The organism is Mesorhizobium sp. NBSH29 (genome assembly GCF_015500055.1).
GTDB lineage: Bacteria > Pseudomonadota > Alphaproteobacteria > Rhizobiales > Rhizobiaceae > Neomesorhizobium.
This window is the reverse complement of the sequence record NZ_CP045492.1, coordinates 973644-990225: the sequence shown is the minus strand read 5'-3', so window position 1 is coordinate 990225 and position 16582 is coordinate 973644. Positions and strand designations below refer to the sequence as shown.

Below are 16582 nucleotides of genomic sequence, written 5' to 3'. Positions count from 1 at the left end.
GCGCTCATGCCATTGCGTGGCGGTAATTCGCCGAATAGCGGCCAGTCAGATGATGTTCGAGCTGGCGCTCGATGTCGGTTAAAAGGCTCGACGCACCAAACCGGAAGAGGTCAGGCTCCAACCATTCGCGACCAAGCTCTTCCTTCATCAGAACCAGCCAGTCCAGTGCCGGCTTGGCTGTTGAAATGCCGCCTGCAGGCTTGAAGCCGATGCGGACGCCGGTGCGCTCAAAATAGGCGCGGATGGCGCGCACCATGACGAGGCCAACGGGCAGCGTGGCGTTGACGCTCTCTTTGCCGGTCGATGTCTTGATGAAGTCGGCACCCGCCATCATCGCCACCATCGATGCCAGCATCACGTTTCGCAACGTGGCAAGATCGCCAGTGCCCAGAATAACCTTGAGGTGGGCATGCGCGCATGCTTCGCGGAATGCCACTATCTCGTCATACAGTTCCTGCCAGCGGGCACCGAATACCAGTCCGCGCGGGATGACCACATCGATCTCATCTGCCCCGTCAGCCACGGACGCCCGGATTTCGGCAAGCCGGGTTTCAAGCGGTGCAAGTCCATGCGGGAATGAGGTAGAAACTGCCGCTACATGCAGGCCGCTGCCAGCAAGTGCATCAACCGCCGTGGCTACAAAGGGATGATAGACACAAACCGCTGCCGGTTGTATTTTTCTGCCGGCAAGGCCAAGACCCTGCGCGATGTCTTGGCGAAGCGGGTGCAGTGCCTTGGCGCAGAGCCGGCGTACCCGCTCTGGCGTGTCGTTGCTGTTGAGCGTCGTCAGATCCATCACAGAAATTGCCCTGAGCAGCCAGGCAGCCTGATTATCTCCCTTGATTGAACGTCTCTTAGTCAGTGAAGCAACGCGGCGTTCAAGGGCCGAACGATTCACGTGGCGCATGGCCGCCAGCCAGCCGAGATCAAGCGGCATACCCGGGTTTCGGATCTCCCCGCTTGGATTGGTCACAGTCAGTGCATTGCTGAGATCCGACAGACTGGCGATACCGGTCGATCCGCTGGCAAGTGCCTGTTTGCTCATTCTAAAACTCCAACCCAAGACGCGCGGAAGCGTCCCCTCCTGCCCGCATGGTTGGCAACTGTGCCACCACTACGGCGAGAACTCAGGCCATTCTTAGAACGAAACGGCGCCCGTTGCACCGTTTTTTGACCAGCTGGAAAGGGTGGAAGTCGCGGGCTTTGTCTAGCCGACGAATGCGCGCTCAACGACGAAATCTGCGGGCTTGCTGTTGGAGCCCTCCTCGAAGCCCGATGCTTCCACGAGTGCCTTCACATCGCGCAGCATATCCATCGAACCGCAGATCATGACGCGGTCTGTGTCGCGGTTAAGCGGTGGAGTTCCAAGATCGCTGTAGAGTTTTCCGGTTTCCATCAAGCGTGTGATGCGTCCCATACGAGGCGAAATTTCGCGCGTCGTGGACGAATACAACGAGAGCCGACCGTTGGCGAGTTCGCCAATCAGCGGATCGTTGGCCGACTGGTCGAACAGCTCTGTCCCGTAGGCAAGTTCGGCATGATCGCGACAGGTGTGCGTCAGCACCACTTCTTCAAACTTCTCATAGGTTTCGGGGTCACGCACCAAACTGGCGAAGGGCGCAATACCGGTGCCGGTGGAGATCATGTAAAGCCGCTTGGCGGGCGTCAACGCATCAAGCACCAGCGTCCCGGTGGACTTCTGACGCAGCAGCACGGTATCGCCCGGTACGATCTTTTGCAGATGCGAAGTTAGCGGGCCCTCTGGCACTTTGATGGAGAAAAATTCTATTTCGTCGTCCCATGAGGGGCTAGCGATTGAGTAGGCCCGAAACACCGGCTTTTCCGCGTTGGGCAGACCGATCATCACGAACTCGCCTGAACGGAACCTGAAAGCCTGGGGACGGGTCACCCGAAACGAAAACAGCCGATCCGTAAAGTGCTTCACCGAAATGACCGTCTCGGCATAGACGTTTGAAGGGAGCGGAAATTTGGCTCCCACGGTAATGGTCTCGGTAGCAAGCGCCGTATTGTACTGCATTGGCCTTCGTCCCCTGCAAAGTCAGAATCTAGCCCTGCGCGGAGCGAAGTCCACGTTTTCAGCAGTTCCGGCGGGATGTCTTGTCTGCAATAATTATTAGTATACAAATGAATATTGCGTCAAGGCGAAGGCGGGAAACGCCTTTCCAAACTGCAGGCATTCCTTGGTCTGCGCGTTTCGGATTTGGTCAATGGTTGAGAATGTGAACGCATCGCGCGGGTTTGTTATCGCCGGCATCGACGTTGGCGGGACCTTCACGGATCTCGTTTTGGTTGATGGGCGTAGCGGTGGAAAGGTGTTGATCGCCAAGACCCCCACGACGCCGGAAAACCAGTCCTATGGCGTTGTCGCGGCACTTGCCGCGACCCGGTTTCCTGTCTCAGACATAGATCTGATCGTTCATGGAACCACAACCACGACGAACGCAGTTCTGGAGCGGCGGCTGGCTAAGACCGGCATGATCACCACGCGAGGATTTCGCGACAGCATCGAGCTCGGACGACGAACCCGCCCCCAGCCATACGGCATGACCGGGACGTTCACACCGGTTATACCGCGTGACCTGCGACTAGAGGTGAGTGAGCGCATAGGGGCGGGTGGAGTAGTCCTGACGACGTTGGACAAAAACGGGGTTGCCGAGGCGGTGAGCACACTGCGCGATGCGGGCTGTGAGGCCCTCGTTATTCATTTCCTTCATTCCTATGCCAACCCCGCGCACGAACTGCGCGCTGCAGCGATCGCAGCTGAACTGTGGCCAAACGACTATATTACCGCTGGTCACACATTGCTGTCAGAGGCGCGCGAATTTGAACGCGGCGTAACGGCCGCCGTCAATGCGTCGGTTCAGCCAATCTTAAAGCGGTATGTCGAGCGACTGCGCACCGAGCTGGAGGCGCAGGGCTATGGCCGCGACTTCCTCATCATGAATGGCAATGGCGGCATGATCTCTGCCCGTTTCGTCACCCGCGAGGCCGCGAAGACGGTGATGTCGGGCCCGGCCTCCGGCGTAATCGCAGCCGCCTATACCGGGCGTCTTGCCGGCTATCCGAACCTCGTCACGTATGACATGGGCGGCACGTCCACCGATGTTGCACTGATCCGTAATGCACAGCCTTCTGTCTCCAACGAGATCGAAATCGAATATGCGATGCCGATTCACGTGCCGATGGTAGATGTCCACACGGTGGGGGCCGGCGGCGGGTCGATTGCCCGCCTCGATGCCGCCGGCCTGATCCAGATCGGCCCAGACAGCGCCGGAGCCAGCCCTGGGCCGATTTGCTATGGCCGCGGCGGGCTCGAGCCCACGATTACCGATGCCAATCTTGTACTTGGCAGGCTGGACCCCGCCAAACTCCTCTCGGTCGATAATCCGGTGCGTGTTGATGATGTGCGTGCAGCGTTCGAGGACAAGATCGGTCGCCGTGCCGGACTGGATGGGGTTGCGGCAGCGGGCGCAGTCTTGAGACTGGCAAACCTCAAGATGGCTGGTGCCATCAGAATGGTATCGGTTGCCAAAGGACATGATCCACGCGATTTTGCTTTGTTTGCCTTCGGTGGTGCGGGCCCCCTTCACGCCAGTGCCCTGGCCCGCGAGCTGGGCCTCCCGAAAGTCCTGGTGCCGGCGCGACCTGGCATTACCAATGCGCTTGGCTGCGTCGTCGCCGATCTCCGCCACGATTTTGTCAACACGCTCAATCAGCCGGTGGCGATCCTTGATCTAGATCAAGTCAAGGCGGTGCTAGAAACGCATCGTGCCGACGGAATGGCTTTGATCGACAAGGAAGCTGTTCGGCCACGCGAGGTAAAATTCCTGCATTCGGCTGATATGCAGTTTATCGGCCAGACGCATATCCTCAACGTACCGCTCGGCTCGACCGAGATTACCCGGGAGGCGTTGCAGCTGCTTTTCGAGAAGACCTACTTTGAGCGGTTCAGGGTTGAGTTGCCGGAAATTCGCGCCAATCTGGTCAACCTCAACAGCTCAGTGATCGGGCTTAGGGAGCAGGTCGACCTGTCGCGGTTGATCGATCCTGCAGGCCGGGTGGCCACTCTGAGTGCGGCAAAACGGACTGAGCGTCCCGTGTGGTTTGTCGGGAACTGGCATGACACACCGGTCTATGAACGCGAGCGGATGCCGCTGGATGCGATTGTGACCGGCCCGGCAATCCTGGAGCAGATGGATGCAACGACTGTTCTCGAGCCAGGAGATCGTGCCCGCTGCGACCTCGACGGCAACATTGTCATTGAGGTTGGATCGCTATGACCGCAACGTCGCTCGATGCAATCACACTATCAGTCCTACAGGCTGCGCTGCAGCAGGTTTGCGACGAGATGGACCTGACTTTCAGTCGGGCCGCTTTTTCGCCCGTGATCGCAGAAGCAAACGATCGATCTGACGGAATATATTCTGCTGATGATGGCGCTCTGATCGCCCAGGGGACGGGCGGACTGCCCGTTTTCGTGGGTGTGATGCAATATTCGACAAAGACGCTGATCGGGATGATCCGCGAGGGGCGCTGTCTGGCACCTGAACCGGGCGATATCTACATCGTCAACGACCCATACCTTGGAGGTACGCATCTGATGGATGTGCGCTTCGCGATGCCGGTCTACCGCGACGGCGTTATATTCTGCTGGCTTTCAAACACCGGGCACTGGCCGGACATTGGTGGCGCGGTGCCGGGCGGGTTTTCTGCGTCGGCCACGTCCGTCGAGCAAGAGGGCCTGAGGCTCCCTCCGGTCAAGCTTTTCAAGAAAGGTATCCTCGATCCTGAGATCTTCGCCATCATCACCTCAAACATCCGCATTGCAGACCAGCGGATCGGCGATATCAAAGCCCAAGCGGCAGCGTTGCTGGTTGGCCAATCAAGGCTCACCGAGATTCTGGACCGCTACGGCGACAACACTGTTGTTGCAGCCATTGCTGAGTTGCGCAAACGCGCCGCAGAACAGATGCGCGCTCACATCGCCACCATTGCAGACGGTATTTATTGCGGTGAGGCGTTTGTCGATTCCGATGGTGTTGTTGACCAGCCGCTCGAGATCAGGCTCGCGGTGGAGAAGAAGGATGGCGTACTCACATTTGATTTTACGGGCTCCAGCCCGCCTTGCGTCGGGCCTATGAACAGCGTGTTGGCCACCACACTTTCTTCTGTCTATCTCGCGATGCGCCACATTTTTCCCGATGTTCCGATCAGCGCTGGCGCGTTCGAGCCGCTGGTGGTGAAGCGACCTGAAGGCACGTTCCTGGACGCTCACTACCCTCGCCCGGTTTCTGGCTGTGCAGCCGAAGTCTCCCAACGAATTGCCGAGGCGGTCTTTGCCGCTATGGTACGGGCGTTGCCGGACAAGGTGACCGCGGCGCCTGCTGGTTCAAGCGGAAATTTTGCTCTCGGGGGCCATGATCCCGGTCGAAACCGTGATTTCGTAATGTATCAGATCTCCGGTGGGGGGTACGGCGGTAATATTGCGCATGACGGGCTTTCCAATGGTTGCTCCACTATTGGTATTTCGAAATCGCCGCCTGTGGAGATAATGGAGCAGCTCTATCCGGTACTCTACCGTCACTATGCTCTGCGTGAGGGCTCCGGGGGCGCTGGGAAGCATCGCGGGGGCTTCGGGCTCTCCTATGAGATAGAGCTCTTGCGCGGCGAGGCGCGGGCCTCCTTTGTCATGGATCATGGTCGGTTCGGGCCGCAAGGGGCGCTGGGCGGCGCCGATGGTGCAGTTAATTCCGTAATCGTGTTCCGCGATGGGGTAGCACATGTGCCGCCGCATCTTTCGAAAGAACAGGACATTGCGCTGAAGGCCGGCGACCGTGTCTGTGTTGGCACGCCTGGCGGTGGCGGATACGGCGATCCGAGCGAGCGTGATCCTGCATTGGTGCGTCGGGACGTGGCGCTTGGCTATTATACCCCGGATCAGGCGGCCGAAATGTTCGGGTTCACAGCCGACCCGTCACTGAAACTCAGCGTCTAAGATATTTTGGCTAGCAACTTGAGAAGGGTTTCTGCTTCCTTGGGCGACAGCGGCGAAAGCGTGTTTTCGGAAATTTCGCGCGCCCTCGGAACCATAGACAGGATTGCCCTGCGTCCTTCGTCGGAAAGGTTTACCATCAGGCGACGCTTGTCACCATCATTCTTGCTCAAGACCACCAGCCCCCGGGCCTTCAGCCGATCGATCACGCCTTTGACCGTTGCAGCATCCATGGCGATCAGCTGGCCGAGTTGGTTTTGCGAGGTTTCGCCGACGTCGTAAAGCTTGGCCAACGCCGCAAATTGCGGCGGCGTCAGGTCTGCGATGGCGGCGGCGAAAATAGCGACGTGGCGTTGGTGAGCCTTGCGCAACACAAAGCCAATCTGGTCCTGCAGCTGGTAGTCGCGCGCGGGCTCTTCATCGGAGACCAGCTTCAGCAGATTGTCTTCATTGCTCATCGCAGCCCATCCCATTTTTCGATGCCTTCAGCAGCGAGCCCACCCATTCTGGCATGGATTCGCGGTCCGCATGTCATCGCCAGGCAAAACAAGATTTCGTCGGGGCGCGGTCCGTCGCTCATCCCGACTTCCATGGCGTCGAAGTGACTGCGCACATAAGCGGCATTGATGTGGCCCAGCGGCACGTCGAGACGCGCACCGAACGCACCAACCTTCTTGGCCGACGGCACGATTGCCTTGGCATCTCCGAGACGCTCACGCATGGCGTAACCACCGGGCACGTGCCAAAGCGCGCCATGTTCCAGTTCGCCTGCGGTGCCAACGATGGCACCCTTGCCATAGCCGTCGATGGTTTTCACGTCGCCCAGAGCCTTGATCAGCCGGTCAGCAAGTTCCAGCCCGAGCGGCTTCAAATCTTCCATGGCGGATTCCAGGTCGGAAACGTAGCTGCCTGCAAACGGGTTTTTGACAAGCGCCATCGCCGCAGCCCGACGGCGCGGCGCTTCGGGAACTGATCCACCATCATGAAAGATGTCTTCGACAAGCACCGCGATCTTGCGGAGAGTAAATTCAGGCATCTGCGAGGGCTCCGTTTGTTTGTGTTTTGCTGCCCGGCGAAAAATGGGCTCTGCTCTTGGGAAGCGTGTTTGCACTAGGTCTTCCGCACGTCTGGCTTCTACCCTGCAGGAACAAAGCTGCTCCCTCGATAAAACCGTCACGGATCATCGCTTCAGCACGTTCGAGCCCGCGCGACAATGCGGATGCCACTTCAGTTTCTGAGAGAACTCCGACAGCCGTGGTGACCAGCCGCATGGACAGGTCACTATCGGGTGAAATTTGTGCGGCCGGAACGCGGCTGACCGCAGAATGTCCTGGCAGATCGACGGCATTTGCAATGAGCGTTGCTCCAGCATCAGCTTCAGCCGCAGTTGCTGCAACGACCGTTACCGCATCAGCGATCCCCAGCGAGTGACTGCGGCCACGCCAGCCGCTGGTGGCAATCCCGCGTATCGGGTCCTGCGCATTTATCACCAACCGGTCGGCAAAGCCGTGGCCAGTGCCAGCAATCGCGGCGTGGAAGACTTCTCCTATGGCGAGGAAAAAAGCGATGTCGCCGCCATTGTTCACGTATGCGCGCTCCAGGCTGTGTTCGTAAAGAAGGGCAGAGAGCACCTCGTCAGCCACAGAGCCGGCGACAGCTGCCATCGGCGTGATGAATTCCTTTTTCGCGTGGCGGCTTGTCGCCTGCTCCATCCGTTTAGCTATGACTGATTTGAAGGTGCGAGGCTCACATTGCGAAGCTGCACGCAATTCCGGCAGTTCGGCAGCCAGTTCCCCCAATACCGTCTGGAACCTGGCCACAGCCTGCGCGTAAGCGGCCTTCATGTCGTCCGGCGACCCGAAAGCTTGAATTATCAAGTCTATCGGACCGTGATTGAGATGGAGGCGCTTGCCGTCGGCGAGCCACCGTGCCTGAGGGCCAATCATCGCCTCTGGCGCTTCAACTGGGCGCGCGGCGGCCAAGGGTTTTCCTCGCCGGCAAGGCGCCCTTGGCGTGGGTTTAGATATTCGCCGCCAGCGTGCTGCACATCCTGCACCGTTCGTATGTGATCCTTATGGCCACCCAACGCCAGATAATCCTCGCGCGTCAGCGTAAACTCAACAGGCGCGACCAACGCCGGGGTCGGCACCGAGCCGAAGGCTCCTTCCAGTACGCGCATGACGTCCACCATGAGAGTAATGCCGCCGCCTGGCCACACATAGACCGGCGCGCCACCGACCGTGACGTAGGTTTGGAGCCGCTGGACCGACCGGGTGAGATTGACAGGGTTGTCGACCACGCCAGCTCTCAACGATCCACCAGCACCACCCATGAAAACCACAGTACACAATGCTGGCTCGCAGTTCTCCTCGATCAGCGCAACCGAGTGGGCCAGCCGCTCAGGAAACGGTCTGGACACGGGCTTAAGCGCTTCATCAAGTTCATAGTAGGCAAACTGTTCGCCGGTCGTGGATACCATCAAAAGCGACAGGCCCGGTCGAGCCCCCTTGTTGGCATTCCAGTCCCCGAGGATCGACAGGGGGTCCGAAATGGTCGTGCCACCCCAGCCAAGACCTGGTTCCGAGACCTTGAAATAGCGTCCCGGGGTCGAGCGCCTGCCTATAATCTTGATGCCTGTATCTTCCCAGCCGAGCACCTTGCCGGCCTGATGTTCTGAAACGACGCCTGTTATATGGTCATCCACCACGACCACCTCGTCGACCAGCCCACGCCATTGGGTCGCGAACATGCCGATGGTGGCAGACCCGCAGCCAACGCGCATCCGCTTTTCGGGCTTGCCGTCGATAACCGGTGGTTTGCCAGCTTCGACGATCAGCATTGCACCACCGTCGATGGACAACTCCACCGGCTTTCGGTTGCACAGGTCAAGCATTGTCTCGCAGGTAATCCGGCCCTCTGCCTTTGAACCGCCGGTCAGATGATGGACCCCGCCAAGCGACAGCATCTGCGACCCATATTCGCCGGTGGTCACATGGCCAACCGCTTCGCCTCGGACCCTGACTGTAGCTGTTTCAGGACCGATGTGACGGTCGGTATCGATCTTCACCTTCACACCACAATAGGAAAAAATTCCCTCAGTCACCACGGTGACCATGTCGATTCCTTCAACAAGCTGACTGACGATGAAGGGCGCCGGCTTATAATCGGGGTAGGTAGTTCCCGCGCCTATGGCGGTCACAAAAGGACGATCGGGATCGATGAGCTCGCCCGTCCATGGCGTTCCGCTGGCAAATGGAACCAACTCGGCATCCGACTGAGCTGCGTGGTACAGAATGGTTAGAGGGTCCATGCGCACAATGTGACCATCGCGATTTCCGTACCGATCACATGCTCCCGTTGCGCCATCGGCAATGTAACACATGACAGGACAGGCATCGCAGCGGACCTTCTCGCCGGTCTTTTTTGCGCCAGGCTCACGGCTTTCGAAGCGCTCCGCCAGCCCGCTCACGCGTGTTCCTCCAATGCCTGAATAGCGGCGAGGACCCTGGTTGGCGTGGCCGGCAGCCGTGTCACCAGCGCACCTGTCGCATGGCGAATGGCATTGAGGATCGCCGGTGCAGTCGGGATCAACACATGTTCGCCGAGCCCCTTTGCTCCGAAAGGGCCTTCCGGGTCCGGCACTTCTATGAGGATCGTTTCAATCGGCGGGACGTCGCCGATGGTGGGGATAAGGTAATCGTGCAGGTTTTCAGTTCTGCCGGGGACATATTCCTCCATCAATGCCATGCCGATTCCCTGAGCGATGCCGCCCTCAATTTGGCCCTCGGCGAGGGTCGGGTTTATGGCGCGGCCAACATCGTGCGCCGCCGTTATCCGTGACAGGCTGACGGTTCCCAAGGCCGTGTCCACGGAAAGCTCAACAATCTGGGCACCATAACCGTAGACCGCGTAAGGTGTCCCTTGGCCGTTTTCGTCGAGCACGGTTGTCGGCGGATCGTATGTTTCTTCCGCCATGAAGACAAGATCGTGAGCATTTGCCGGGAGGGAGCCCAGCGCTAGGCGCCGCGCCGAAGCACCGTTCCCAATGACCAGATCTGAGCCCTCAAGCGCCAGCTCCGCACTATTGGTCACATTGGCGTAGCGCAGCAGCATATTGCGCAGTGCGCGCGCGGCTTTTTCGGCCGCCTTGCCCGATACAAACGTCTGCCGGGAAGCGGAGGTCTTCCCGGCATCCGGTGTGATGGCGGTATCAGCGCTGCGCAATCTGAACGACGACAACGGCAGCCCAAGCGCTTCGGCGGCAATCTGGGCGATAACCGTATTGGAGCCCTGGCCAATGTCCACTGCCCCCTGATGTAGAACCACCGTACCGTCAGCCGCAAGGCCAATCCGAATGGTTGAAGGATTAGGAAGAGATGTGTTGCCGCAGCCATACCAGCATGACGCAATGCCCACCCCGCGTCTTATCGTGATGTTCACGGCATTGAACGCTTCGGCTTGCGTCAGAGCGCGTTTCCAATGCTCGGAAAGAGCGTCAAGGCATGCGCCGATGCCCACTCCGTAAAGAGTTTGCCCGGTCACCGTTCTGGAGCCGTCCTGCAATGCGTTCATTTGCCGGAACTCCAGTCTGTCTAACTCCAGCTTTGCGGCGAGCGCGTCGAGCAAGGTTTCCTGAATAATGGTCGCCTGCGGCACGCCGAACCCGCGGAATGCACCAGACACCGGACCGTTGGTATGGATGGCGCGCGCCTCGGCACGATAATTCGGCACCGCGTAAGGTCCTGATGCATGGACCGGAACACGATTGGCCACTGTCGGTCCCCAACTCGCATAGGCGCCCGTGTTGAAAACCCCATCGAACAGCATGCCAGTAATCCGGCCCTGCGCATCCGCACCGATCGTGGCTTTCATAAGCGCAGGATGACGCTTGGTCGTCGACATCATCGATTCCGACCGTGTGTAGGCAAGCGTTGCAGGACGCCCCGTCTTCAACGCCACCAGTCCGATGAGTGGCTGCACCGAAATGTCGAGCTTCGAGCCGAAGCCTCCGCCTGTAGCGGTCGGCACGATGCGAACCTTTTCCGGCGGCAGTCCAAGCACGGCAGCTGTGTCGTCACGGTCCATATAGGGCGCTTGTGTACAGACATGGATGACCAGTGTGTCGCCTTCCATCATCGCATGTCCAGCTTCGGGCTCGATGTAGGCATGCTCCACGTATGCAGTCTCGATCGATCCGGAAACCGCATGAGCAGTCCTCGCCAGGGCGCCTTCCGGATTTCCGCAGCTCACTCGTCCACTTACAAGATGATTTCCCGGGCGCGAGGGGTGAAGCTGCACGCAGTCATCCTGGACTGCGCGAACAGGGTCTAGCGTGTGCGGCCGTTCCGTCCAGACGATTGGAAATCGTGACAAGTCGAGAGATGCCATGGCGGGCCTCTCACCCGCGATGATCGCGACAGCCTCCCCTCTGAATCTTGCTACCGTTGCGGCAAGCGCGGGCTGATCAGCAAAGGCAGGAATGACACCAAAGCAATTTTTTCCGGGGATGTCTTTGGCCGTGTAGACGGCAACTACGCCCGGGTGTTCCTTCACAAATCCGGCAATATCGCCGAACTGAAATTTGGCATGCCAGTAAGGTGAGCGTATAACGGCCACGGCCAATGCGTTGGTCGGGAACCCGTCGGCTCCGAAACGCTCGGAGCCCGTCACCTTGGCAACTCCGTCAATCCGAACCACGCGAGAGCCGATTAGGGAGACTTGTTCAGACGGTAGGCTTACCGACTTGGATGCAGCCATGACTGCCTGAACTATCTTCCGATAACCGGTGCAGCGGCAAAGAACTCCGCCCAGAGCATCCTGGACCTCCTGCTCCTGCGGCTCAGGATTGACTTCGAGCAGCGCTGTCGCGGCCATTAAAAAGCCCGGCGTACAGATGCCGCACTGGACTGCACCATGGTCGAGAAATGCCTGTTGCAGCCGCGAGAGGATTCCATTGGTCGCCAGTCCCTCGACACTGCGTATCCGCTTTCCCTCGACCGAAGCCACCGGCACCAGACAAGCGCAGACCGGCTGATCGTCAAGCAGGACGGTGCATGCTCCGCAATCGCCGGCATCACAGCCATTTTTGACGCCCATCATCTGGGCCTCATCGCGCAATACCGTGCTTAACCGCGCATAGGGCACAACATCGAAGCACGCGGCCACACCGTTGACCTCACATGCGATTTTTTCAGCTTCACTCATGCCGCACCTAAACCGCTGCGCTGCTGCGCCTGCGCTGCTGAGCAGGCGGCGGCAAGTGCCCGGGAAACTATCTCGCACGAGGCCTTGCGACGGAAATCCCCGCTCCCGCGCACATCATCTATCGGTTGCAGCGCTTCGAAGTAACACGGGTCAACATGCTGGCGCAGCCCACCCTGCGCAGACCTACCGACGAGACTTTTCTCCAAAGCGGGAAATCGCATCGCCACCTCAGAGCAAGCACCCACCGAGATTGCGCAGTCCTCGACCACACCATTGCGAAGCGCTACACGAGCTGCTGCCATGGCAACGGATATGACCAGATAACGCCGAGCACCCAGTTTTACGAACGACGACGCTCCCGCGGTCGCCCGTGTTGGAATCCGTATCGCGGTTACAAGTTCATCCGGTGCAAGCGCGGTACGTCGATTGCCGAGAATGAATTCGCTCAGAGGCAGCACCCGTGTGGCTCCCTGGCTTGCGAGCTCGACTTCGGCCTCCAGGATCATCAACGCCGGCACTCCATCAGCAGCAGGCGACGCATTGCACAGGTTACCCCCCACCGTACCGGCGTTCTGAATCTGCACAGAGCCAACTTCGCGGGCGGCCTGCTTTAGCGCTGCGAAGGCTGGAGGGAGAGTTCTCGACGCTGCTATGTCGCCCCAGGTCGTGCGCGCACCAATGATGAGGTGGGTGGTGGTCGTGGTAATGGCACGCAACTCTGCCAGACCATTGATGTCCAGGACGGGCTCGGCAACTGGACGGTTGCCCTGGGCCGGATAAAAATCTGTTCCGCCCGCCAAAAGCCGCCAAGGCCGTTCCGCCAAAAGGGCCAGAGCGTCGGTCACCGTGTGGGGTTTTGCGTAACGGGTCACGCCGTGCCTCGACAGAGAGCGAACTCAAATTCATTCGTATGCAAATGATATCAGTGCACTTCCGTGAGGGAAAGGGCTTTTGCAGATGAAGTCAGCAGTTGACGTGCGTGTCGTTTTTAGTTGTGTTCGAGATGCTGCGGGAAAAAGGAGTGTGGCGTCAATGTTTTCAGGGGCACTGGTTGTCATAGACGTGCAAAACGATTTCTGCCCAGGCGGCGCGCTCGCGGTTGCAGGTGGTGATGCGGTGGTGCCTCTCATCAACGCGCTCGAGAGGGAATTCGAACATGTGATCCTGACCCAGGACTGGCATCCGCCGCACCATTCGAGCTTTGCGTCTACTCATCCCGGCAAGTCGGCGTTCGAAACAATCGACAAGCCCTACGGTCTGCAGACACTTTGGCCGGATCACTGTGTGCAAGGGTCAGCAGGGGCTGCTTTCCATCCTAACCTCAGCCGCACGCGTGCGGAACTGATCGTGCGCAAGGGCTTTCGATCCGAGATCGACAGTTACTCGGCTTTTTTCGAAAATGATCATGTTACGCCCACGGGGCTTGGCGGTTATCTTGCGGAGCGCGGAATTCGTGACATCACACTGGTCGGATTAGCAACCGACTTCTGCGTTGCCTTTTCGGCGCTTGACGCGGGTCGCCTCGGCCTCAATGTCACCGTTCGGCTCGAGGCCTGCCGGGCTATCGACCTTGACGGCTCCCTAGACGTAATGCTGGGAAAGATGCGCGACGCCGATGTGATGCTCGTATAGTTGCCTCTGGCCGGCGGACAAAGACTCATCCGTCCTGTGCCAATTGGAATTAGGCAGCCAAGACTATACATGCACTAAAAATTCCTGCCGGAGACACTTCCATGACGCTGAAAATCGCCGTCCAGATGGACCATGTGAAAACCGTCTCAATTGGGGGCGACACCAGTTTTGCACTCTCGCTGGAGGCACAGCGGCGTGGCCACAAATTGTTCCATTATACACCCGACCTCCTTTCTCTGGTCGACGGGATGGTGGTAGCCCGGGTTGAACCTATGCAGGTCCGCGACGTTCAGGGCGACCATTTTACGCTCGGAGAACCAGTTCGCACGGATTTGGCGGAGATGGACGTGATCCTGTTGCGTCAGGATCCTCCGTTCGACATGAACTATATCACGACCACGCATATCCTGGAGCGCATCCATCCCAAAACGCTCGTGGTCAATGACCCTGCCTGGGTGAGAAACAGCCCTGAAAAAATATTCGTCACCGAATTTGCGGACCTGATGCCCGAAACGCTGATTACCAAGGATCCGCTGGAGGTCGCAGTGTTTCGTCGGGCGCATGGCGATATCATCGTCAAGCCACTTTACGGAAATGGCGGAGCCGGCATCTTTTTGCTGCATGAGGGCGACCGTAACCTCTCGTCGCTGCTTGAAATGTTTGGCCAGATGTTCCCAGAGCCGTTCATCGTGCAGCGCTACCTTAAGGAGGTCCGAGCAGGCGACAAGCGCATCATTCTGATCGACGGCGAACCTGTCGGAGCCATTAACCGCGTGCCGGCGGAACATGATTCACGCTCCAACATGCATGTCGGGGGGCGTGCAGAGAAGACGGAGCTTACCAATCGCGAACGTGAAATTTGCGGCCGCATCGGTCCGGCACTAAAGCAGCGTGGCTTTGTCCTCGTTGGCATCGATGTGATCGGCGACTACATGACCGAGATCAATGTCACCTCGCCGACCGGTGTGCGCGAGGTGAAAAAGTTTGGTGGGGCTGATATCGCCGCCCTGTTTTGGGATGCCGTGGAGGCCAAAAGGGATTAACGGCTTCTTGTTTTTGTTCTGTTCCGGCATTTGCAACCGACCACAACCTGATTTGAGTCTTTGTTCCCTTATTGTTCTTGCCTCGGTTGTAAAACTGTGGTTCCTTCAATCGCTGCTGTCAAAACAGCAGCGATCAGGGGGCAAGATATGGTTTCGCGGGTGCGCACCGTAGCGTTTCAGGGAATTGAGGCAGTGCCTGTCGATGTTCAGGTGATGATCGCCCCAGGCAAGGTCGGGATGCACATTGTAGGCCTGCCAGACAAGGCTGTAGCTGAGAGCCGAGAGCGGGTGCAGGCCGCGCTGCATGCTTCGGGCCTTTCGATGCCGGCGAAAAAAGTGACCGTCAATCTGGCGCCGGCGGATCTCCCCAAGGAAGGCAGTCATTATGATCTACCGATTGCGCTTTGCCTTATGGCCGGGTTGGGCGCGATACCTGCTGACGCACTGGACGGGTTTCTGGTCCTGGGTGAGTTGTCTCTGGATGGGACTATCTCGGCCGTTGCTGGGGCTTTGCCAGCAGCCATTGGCGCAAACGCGCTTGGAAAAGGATTGATATGTCCGCATGACTGCGGGCCAGAGGCGGCGTGGGCAGGACGCGATTTTGACATCCTCGCACCACGTAGCCTGATCGCCATCGCCAATCATTTTCGCGGAACGCAGATTTTGACCCGCCCGGAGGCGAGTGTTCACCCAGCTGCGACGAACCTTCCCGATCTTGCTGACATCAAAGGACAGGAAAGTGCCAAGCGGGCACTTGAGGTGGCGGCAGCCGGCGGCCACAATCTGTTGCTGATCGGGCCTCCGGGTTCGGGGAAGTCCATGCTCGCGCAAAGATTGCCATCAATCTTGCCACCGCTCTCGCCGCGCGAATTGCTTGAGGTGTCGATGGTGACATCGATTGCCGGCGAACTTGCAGGTGGAAAGCTCACTAACAGGAGACCATTTCGGGCGCCACATCATTCTGCCTCGATGGCGGCTATGGTGGGCGGAGGACTGCGTATCAAACCTGGTGAGGTATCGCTGGCGCATAATGGCGTCTTGTTCCTCGATGAGCTCCCGGAATTTTCGCCGGCCGCACTTGACTCGATGCGCCAGCCTCTAGAGGCGGGCGAATGTATTATTGCGCGTGCCAACCACCGCGTCACCTATCCAGCCCGGTTCCAGCTTGTTGCAGCTATGAACCCATGCCGTTGCGGAATGGCTGGGGAACCAGGCTACCGGTGCGCGCGCGGTCCGCGCTGCCGAACCGATTATCAGGCGCGCATTTCAGGCCCGCTTCTCGATCGGATCGATCTCCGAATCGAGGTGCCGGCAGTCACAGCGTCAGATCTCATTCGTCCGGCGCAGGCTGAAGCAAGTGCTGCGGTAGCCGAACGCGTGGCACGCGCAAGAGACATTCAGCGTCAACGTTATGAGGGGCTTGGTCTGCCGCACATAACGACCAACGCCAATTGCACGACCGCCCTCATAGAAACGATTACTGCGCCTGATGCAGCAGGACTTTCATTAATGAGAGACGCAGCGGACAAGCTTGGATTTTCAGCGCGCGCCTACCATCGGGTTTTGAAGGTTGCGCGGACATTGGCTGACCTCGATGGCGCTGAAACCGTAGGCCGCATTCATCTAGCGGAATCCATCTCATACCGTATGTCAGCTGAGAGGCTTCAGCAGGCGGCCTGACGGCTCTTCA

General features: G+C 58.8%; 13 protein-coding genes. 5 read left to right on the top strand and 8 right to left on the bottom strand.

Annotation, left to right across the window (positions count from 1 at the left end):
• Positions 1-4: 4 nt before the first annotated feature.
• Both deoC and GA830_RS04830 read right to left on the bottom strand, forming a co-directional pair.
• Positions 5-937, bottom strand: coding sequence for a deoxyribose-phosphate aldolase (deoC, locus tag GA830_RS04835; protein ID WP_258045637.1), 933 nt, complete (start codon positions 935-937; stop codon positions 5-7).
• A 270-nt stretch (positions 938-1207) separates the two neighbouring features.
• Entirely contained in the window at positions 1208-2038 is an 831-nt protein-coding gene (locus GA830_RS04830) for a ferredoxin--NADP reductase (RefSeq protein ID WP_195163967.1), read from the bottom strand.
• 190 nt (positions 2039-2228) lie between these two features.
• On the opposite strand from GA830_RS04830, the gene GA830_RS04825 reads away from it, so the two are divergent.
• A complete protein-coding gene (locus tag GA830_RS04825) occupies positions 2229-4301 on the top strand; it encodes a hydantoinase/oxoprolinase family protein (protein WP_195163966.1) in 2073 nt (690 codons plus the stop codon).
• Complete coding sequence (locus GA830_RS04820) at positions 4298-6016, top strand: hydantoinase B/oxoprolinase family protein (RefSeq protein WP_195163965.1); 1719 nt, start codon at positions 4298-4300, stop codon at positions 6014-6016. The genes GA830_RS04825 and GA830_RS04820 overlap by 4 nt, the downstream gene beginning before the upstream one ends.
• On the opposite strand, the gene GA830_RS04815 is transcribed toward GA830_RS04820, so the two are convergent.
• From GA830_RS04815 to GA830_RS04790, 6 genes are read right to left on the bottom strand one after another with little or no spacing between them, the layout of a single operon-like run.
• Complete coding sequence (locus GA830_RS04815) at positions 6013-6471, bottom strand: MarR family winged helix-turn-helix transcriptional regulator (RefSeq protein WP_195163964.1); 459 nt, start codon at positions 6469-6471, stop codon at positions 6013-6015. The genes GA830_RS04820 and GA830_RS04815 overlap by 4 nt on opposite strands.
• Positions 6468-7049, bottom strand: a complete 582-nt coding sequence (locus tag GA830_RS04810) for an amino acid synthesis family protein (protein WP_195163963.1) — start codon at positions 7047-7049, stop codon at positions 6468-6470. The genes GA830_RS04815 and GA830_RS04810 overlap by 4 nt, the downstream gene beginning before the upstream one ends.
• A complete protein-coding gene (locus GA830_RS04805) occupies positions 7042-7959 on the bottom strand; it encodes a UPF0280 family protein (protein WP_195164772.1) in 918 nt (305 codons plus the stop codon). Before GA830_RS04805 ends, GA830_RS04810 begins: the two co-directional genes overlap by 8 nt.
• Positions 7956-9482, bottom strand: coding sequence for a 6-hydroxynicotinate reductase (locus GA830_RS04800; protein ID WP_195163962.1), 1527 nt, complete (start codon positions 9480-9482; stop codon positions 7956-7958). The genes GA830_RS04805 and GA830_RS04800 overlap by 4 nt, the downstream gene beginning before the upstream one ends.
• The gene (locus GA830_RS04795) at positions 9479-12217 is read right to left on the bottom strand and encodes a molybdopterin-dependent oxidoreductase (RefSeq protein WP_195163961.1); all 2739 of its coding nucleotides are present in this window, start codon (positions 12215-12217) and stop codon (positions 9479-9481) included. The genes GA830_RS04800 and GA830_RS04795 overlap by 4 nt, the downstream gene beginning before the upstream one ends.
• A complete protein-coding gene (locus GA830_RS04790) occupies positions 12214-13089 on the bottom strand; it encodes an FAD binding domain-containing protein (protein WP_195163960.1) in 876 nt (291 codons plus the stop codon). Before GA830_RS04790 ends, GA830_RS04795 begins: the two co-directional genes overlap by 4 nt.
• Before the next feature lie 160 nt (positions 13090-13249).
• Here GA830_RS04790 and pncA point away from each other — a divergent pair, with 160 nt between their 5' ends.
• The 3 genes from pncA to GA830_RS04775 all read left to right on the top strand — a co-directional run bounded on the left by pncA (position 13250) and on the right by GA830_RS04775 (position 16572).
• Complete coding sequence (gene pncA / locus GA830_RS04785; protein WP_195163959.1) at positions 13250-13849, top strand: bifunctional nicotinamidase/pyrazinamidase; 600 nt, start codon at positions 13250-13252, stop codon at positions 13847-13849.
• Positions 13850-13950: 101 nt separating this feature from the next.
• Complete coding sequence (gene gshB, locus GA830_RS04780; protein ID WP_195163958.1) at positions 13951-14892, top strand: glutathione synthase; 942 nt, start codon at positions 13951-13953, stop codon at positions 14890-14892.
• A gap of 147 nt (positions 14893-15039) precedes the next feature.
• Positions 15040-16572: a YifB family Mg chelatase-like AAA ATPase gene (locus tag GA830_RS04775; protein WP_195163957.1), complete on the top strand. Its 1533-nt coding sequence runs from the start codon at positions 15040-15042 to the stop codon at positions 16570-16572.
• Positions 16573-16582: the final 10 nt, after the last annotated feature.

What these genes read in the sequence shown, in the direction of transcription:
- GA830_RS04825 (WP_195163966.1), top strand. Translation starts at nt 2,229, where the DNA reads ATGGTTGAGAATGTGAACGCATCGCGCGGGTTTGTTATCGCCGGCATC.
- pncA (WP_195163959.1), top strand. Translation starts at nt 13,250, where the DNA reads ATGTTTTCAGGGGCACTGGTTGTCATAGACGTGCAAAACGATTTCTGC.
- GA830_RS04815 (WP_195163964.1), bottom strand. Translation starts at nt 6,471, where the DNA reads ATGAGCAATGAAGACAATCTGCTGAAGCTGGTCTCCGATGAAGAGCCC.
- GA830_RS04820 (WP_195163965.1), top strand. Translation starts at nt 4,298, where the DNA reads ATGACCGCAACGTCGCTCGATGCAATCACACTATCAGTCCTACAGGCT.
- gshB (WP_195163958.1), top strand. Translation starts at nt 13,951, where the DNA reads ATGACGCTGAAAATCGCCGTCCAGATGGACCATGTGAAAACCGTCTCA.
- GA830_RS04830 (WP_195163967.1), bottom strand. Translation starts at nt 2,038, where the DNA reads ATGCAGTACAATACGGCGCTTGCTACCGAGACCATTACCGTGGGAGCC.
- GA830_RS04805 (WP_195164772.1), bottom strand. Translation starts at nt 7,959, where the DNA reads ATGATTGGCCCTCAGGCACGGTGGCTCGCCGACGGCAAGCGCCTCCAT.
- GA830_RS04795 (WP_195163961.1), bottom strand. Translation starts at nt 12,217, where the DNA reads ATGAGTGAAGCTGAAAAAATCGCATGTGAGGTCAACGGTGTGGCCGCG.
- GA830_RS04775 (WP_195163957.1), top strand. Translation starts at nt 15,040, where the DNA reads ATGGTTTCGCGGGTGCGCACCGTAGCGTTTCAGGGAATTGAGGCAGTG.
- deoC (WP_258045637.1), bottom strand. Translation starts at nt 937, where the DNA reads ATGCCGCTTGATCTCGGCTGGCTGGCGGCCATGCGCCACGTGAATCGT.
- GA830_RS04810 (WP_195163963.1), bottom strand. Translation starts at nt 7,049, where the DNA reads ATGCCTGAATTTACTCTCCGCAAGATCGCGGTGCTTGTCGAAGACATC.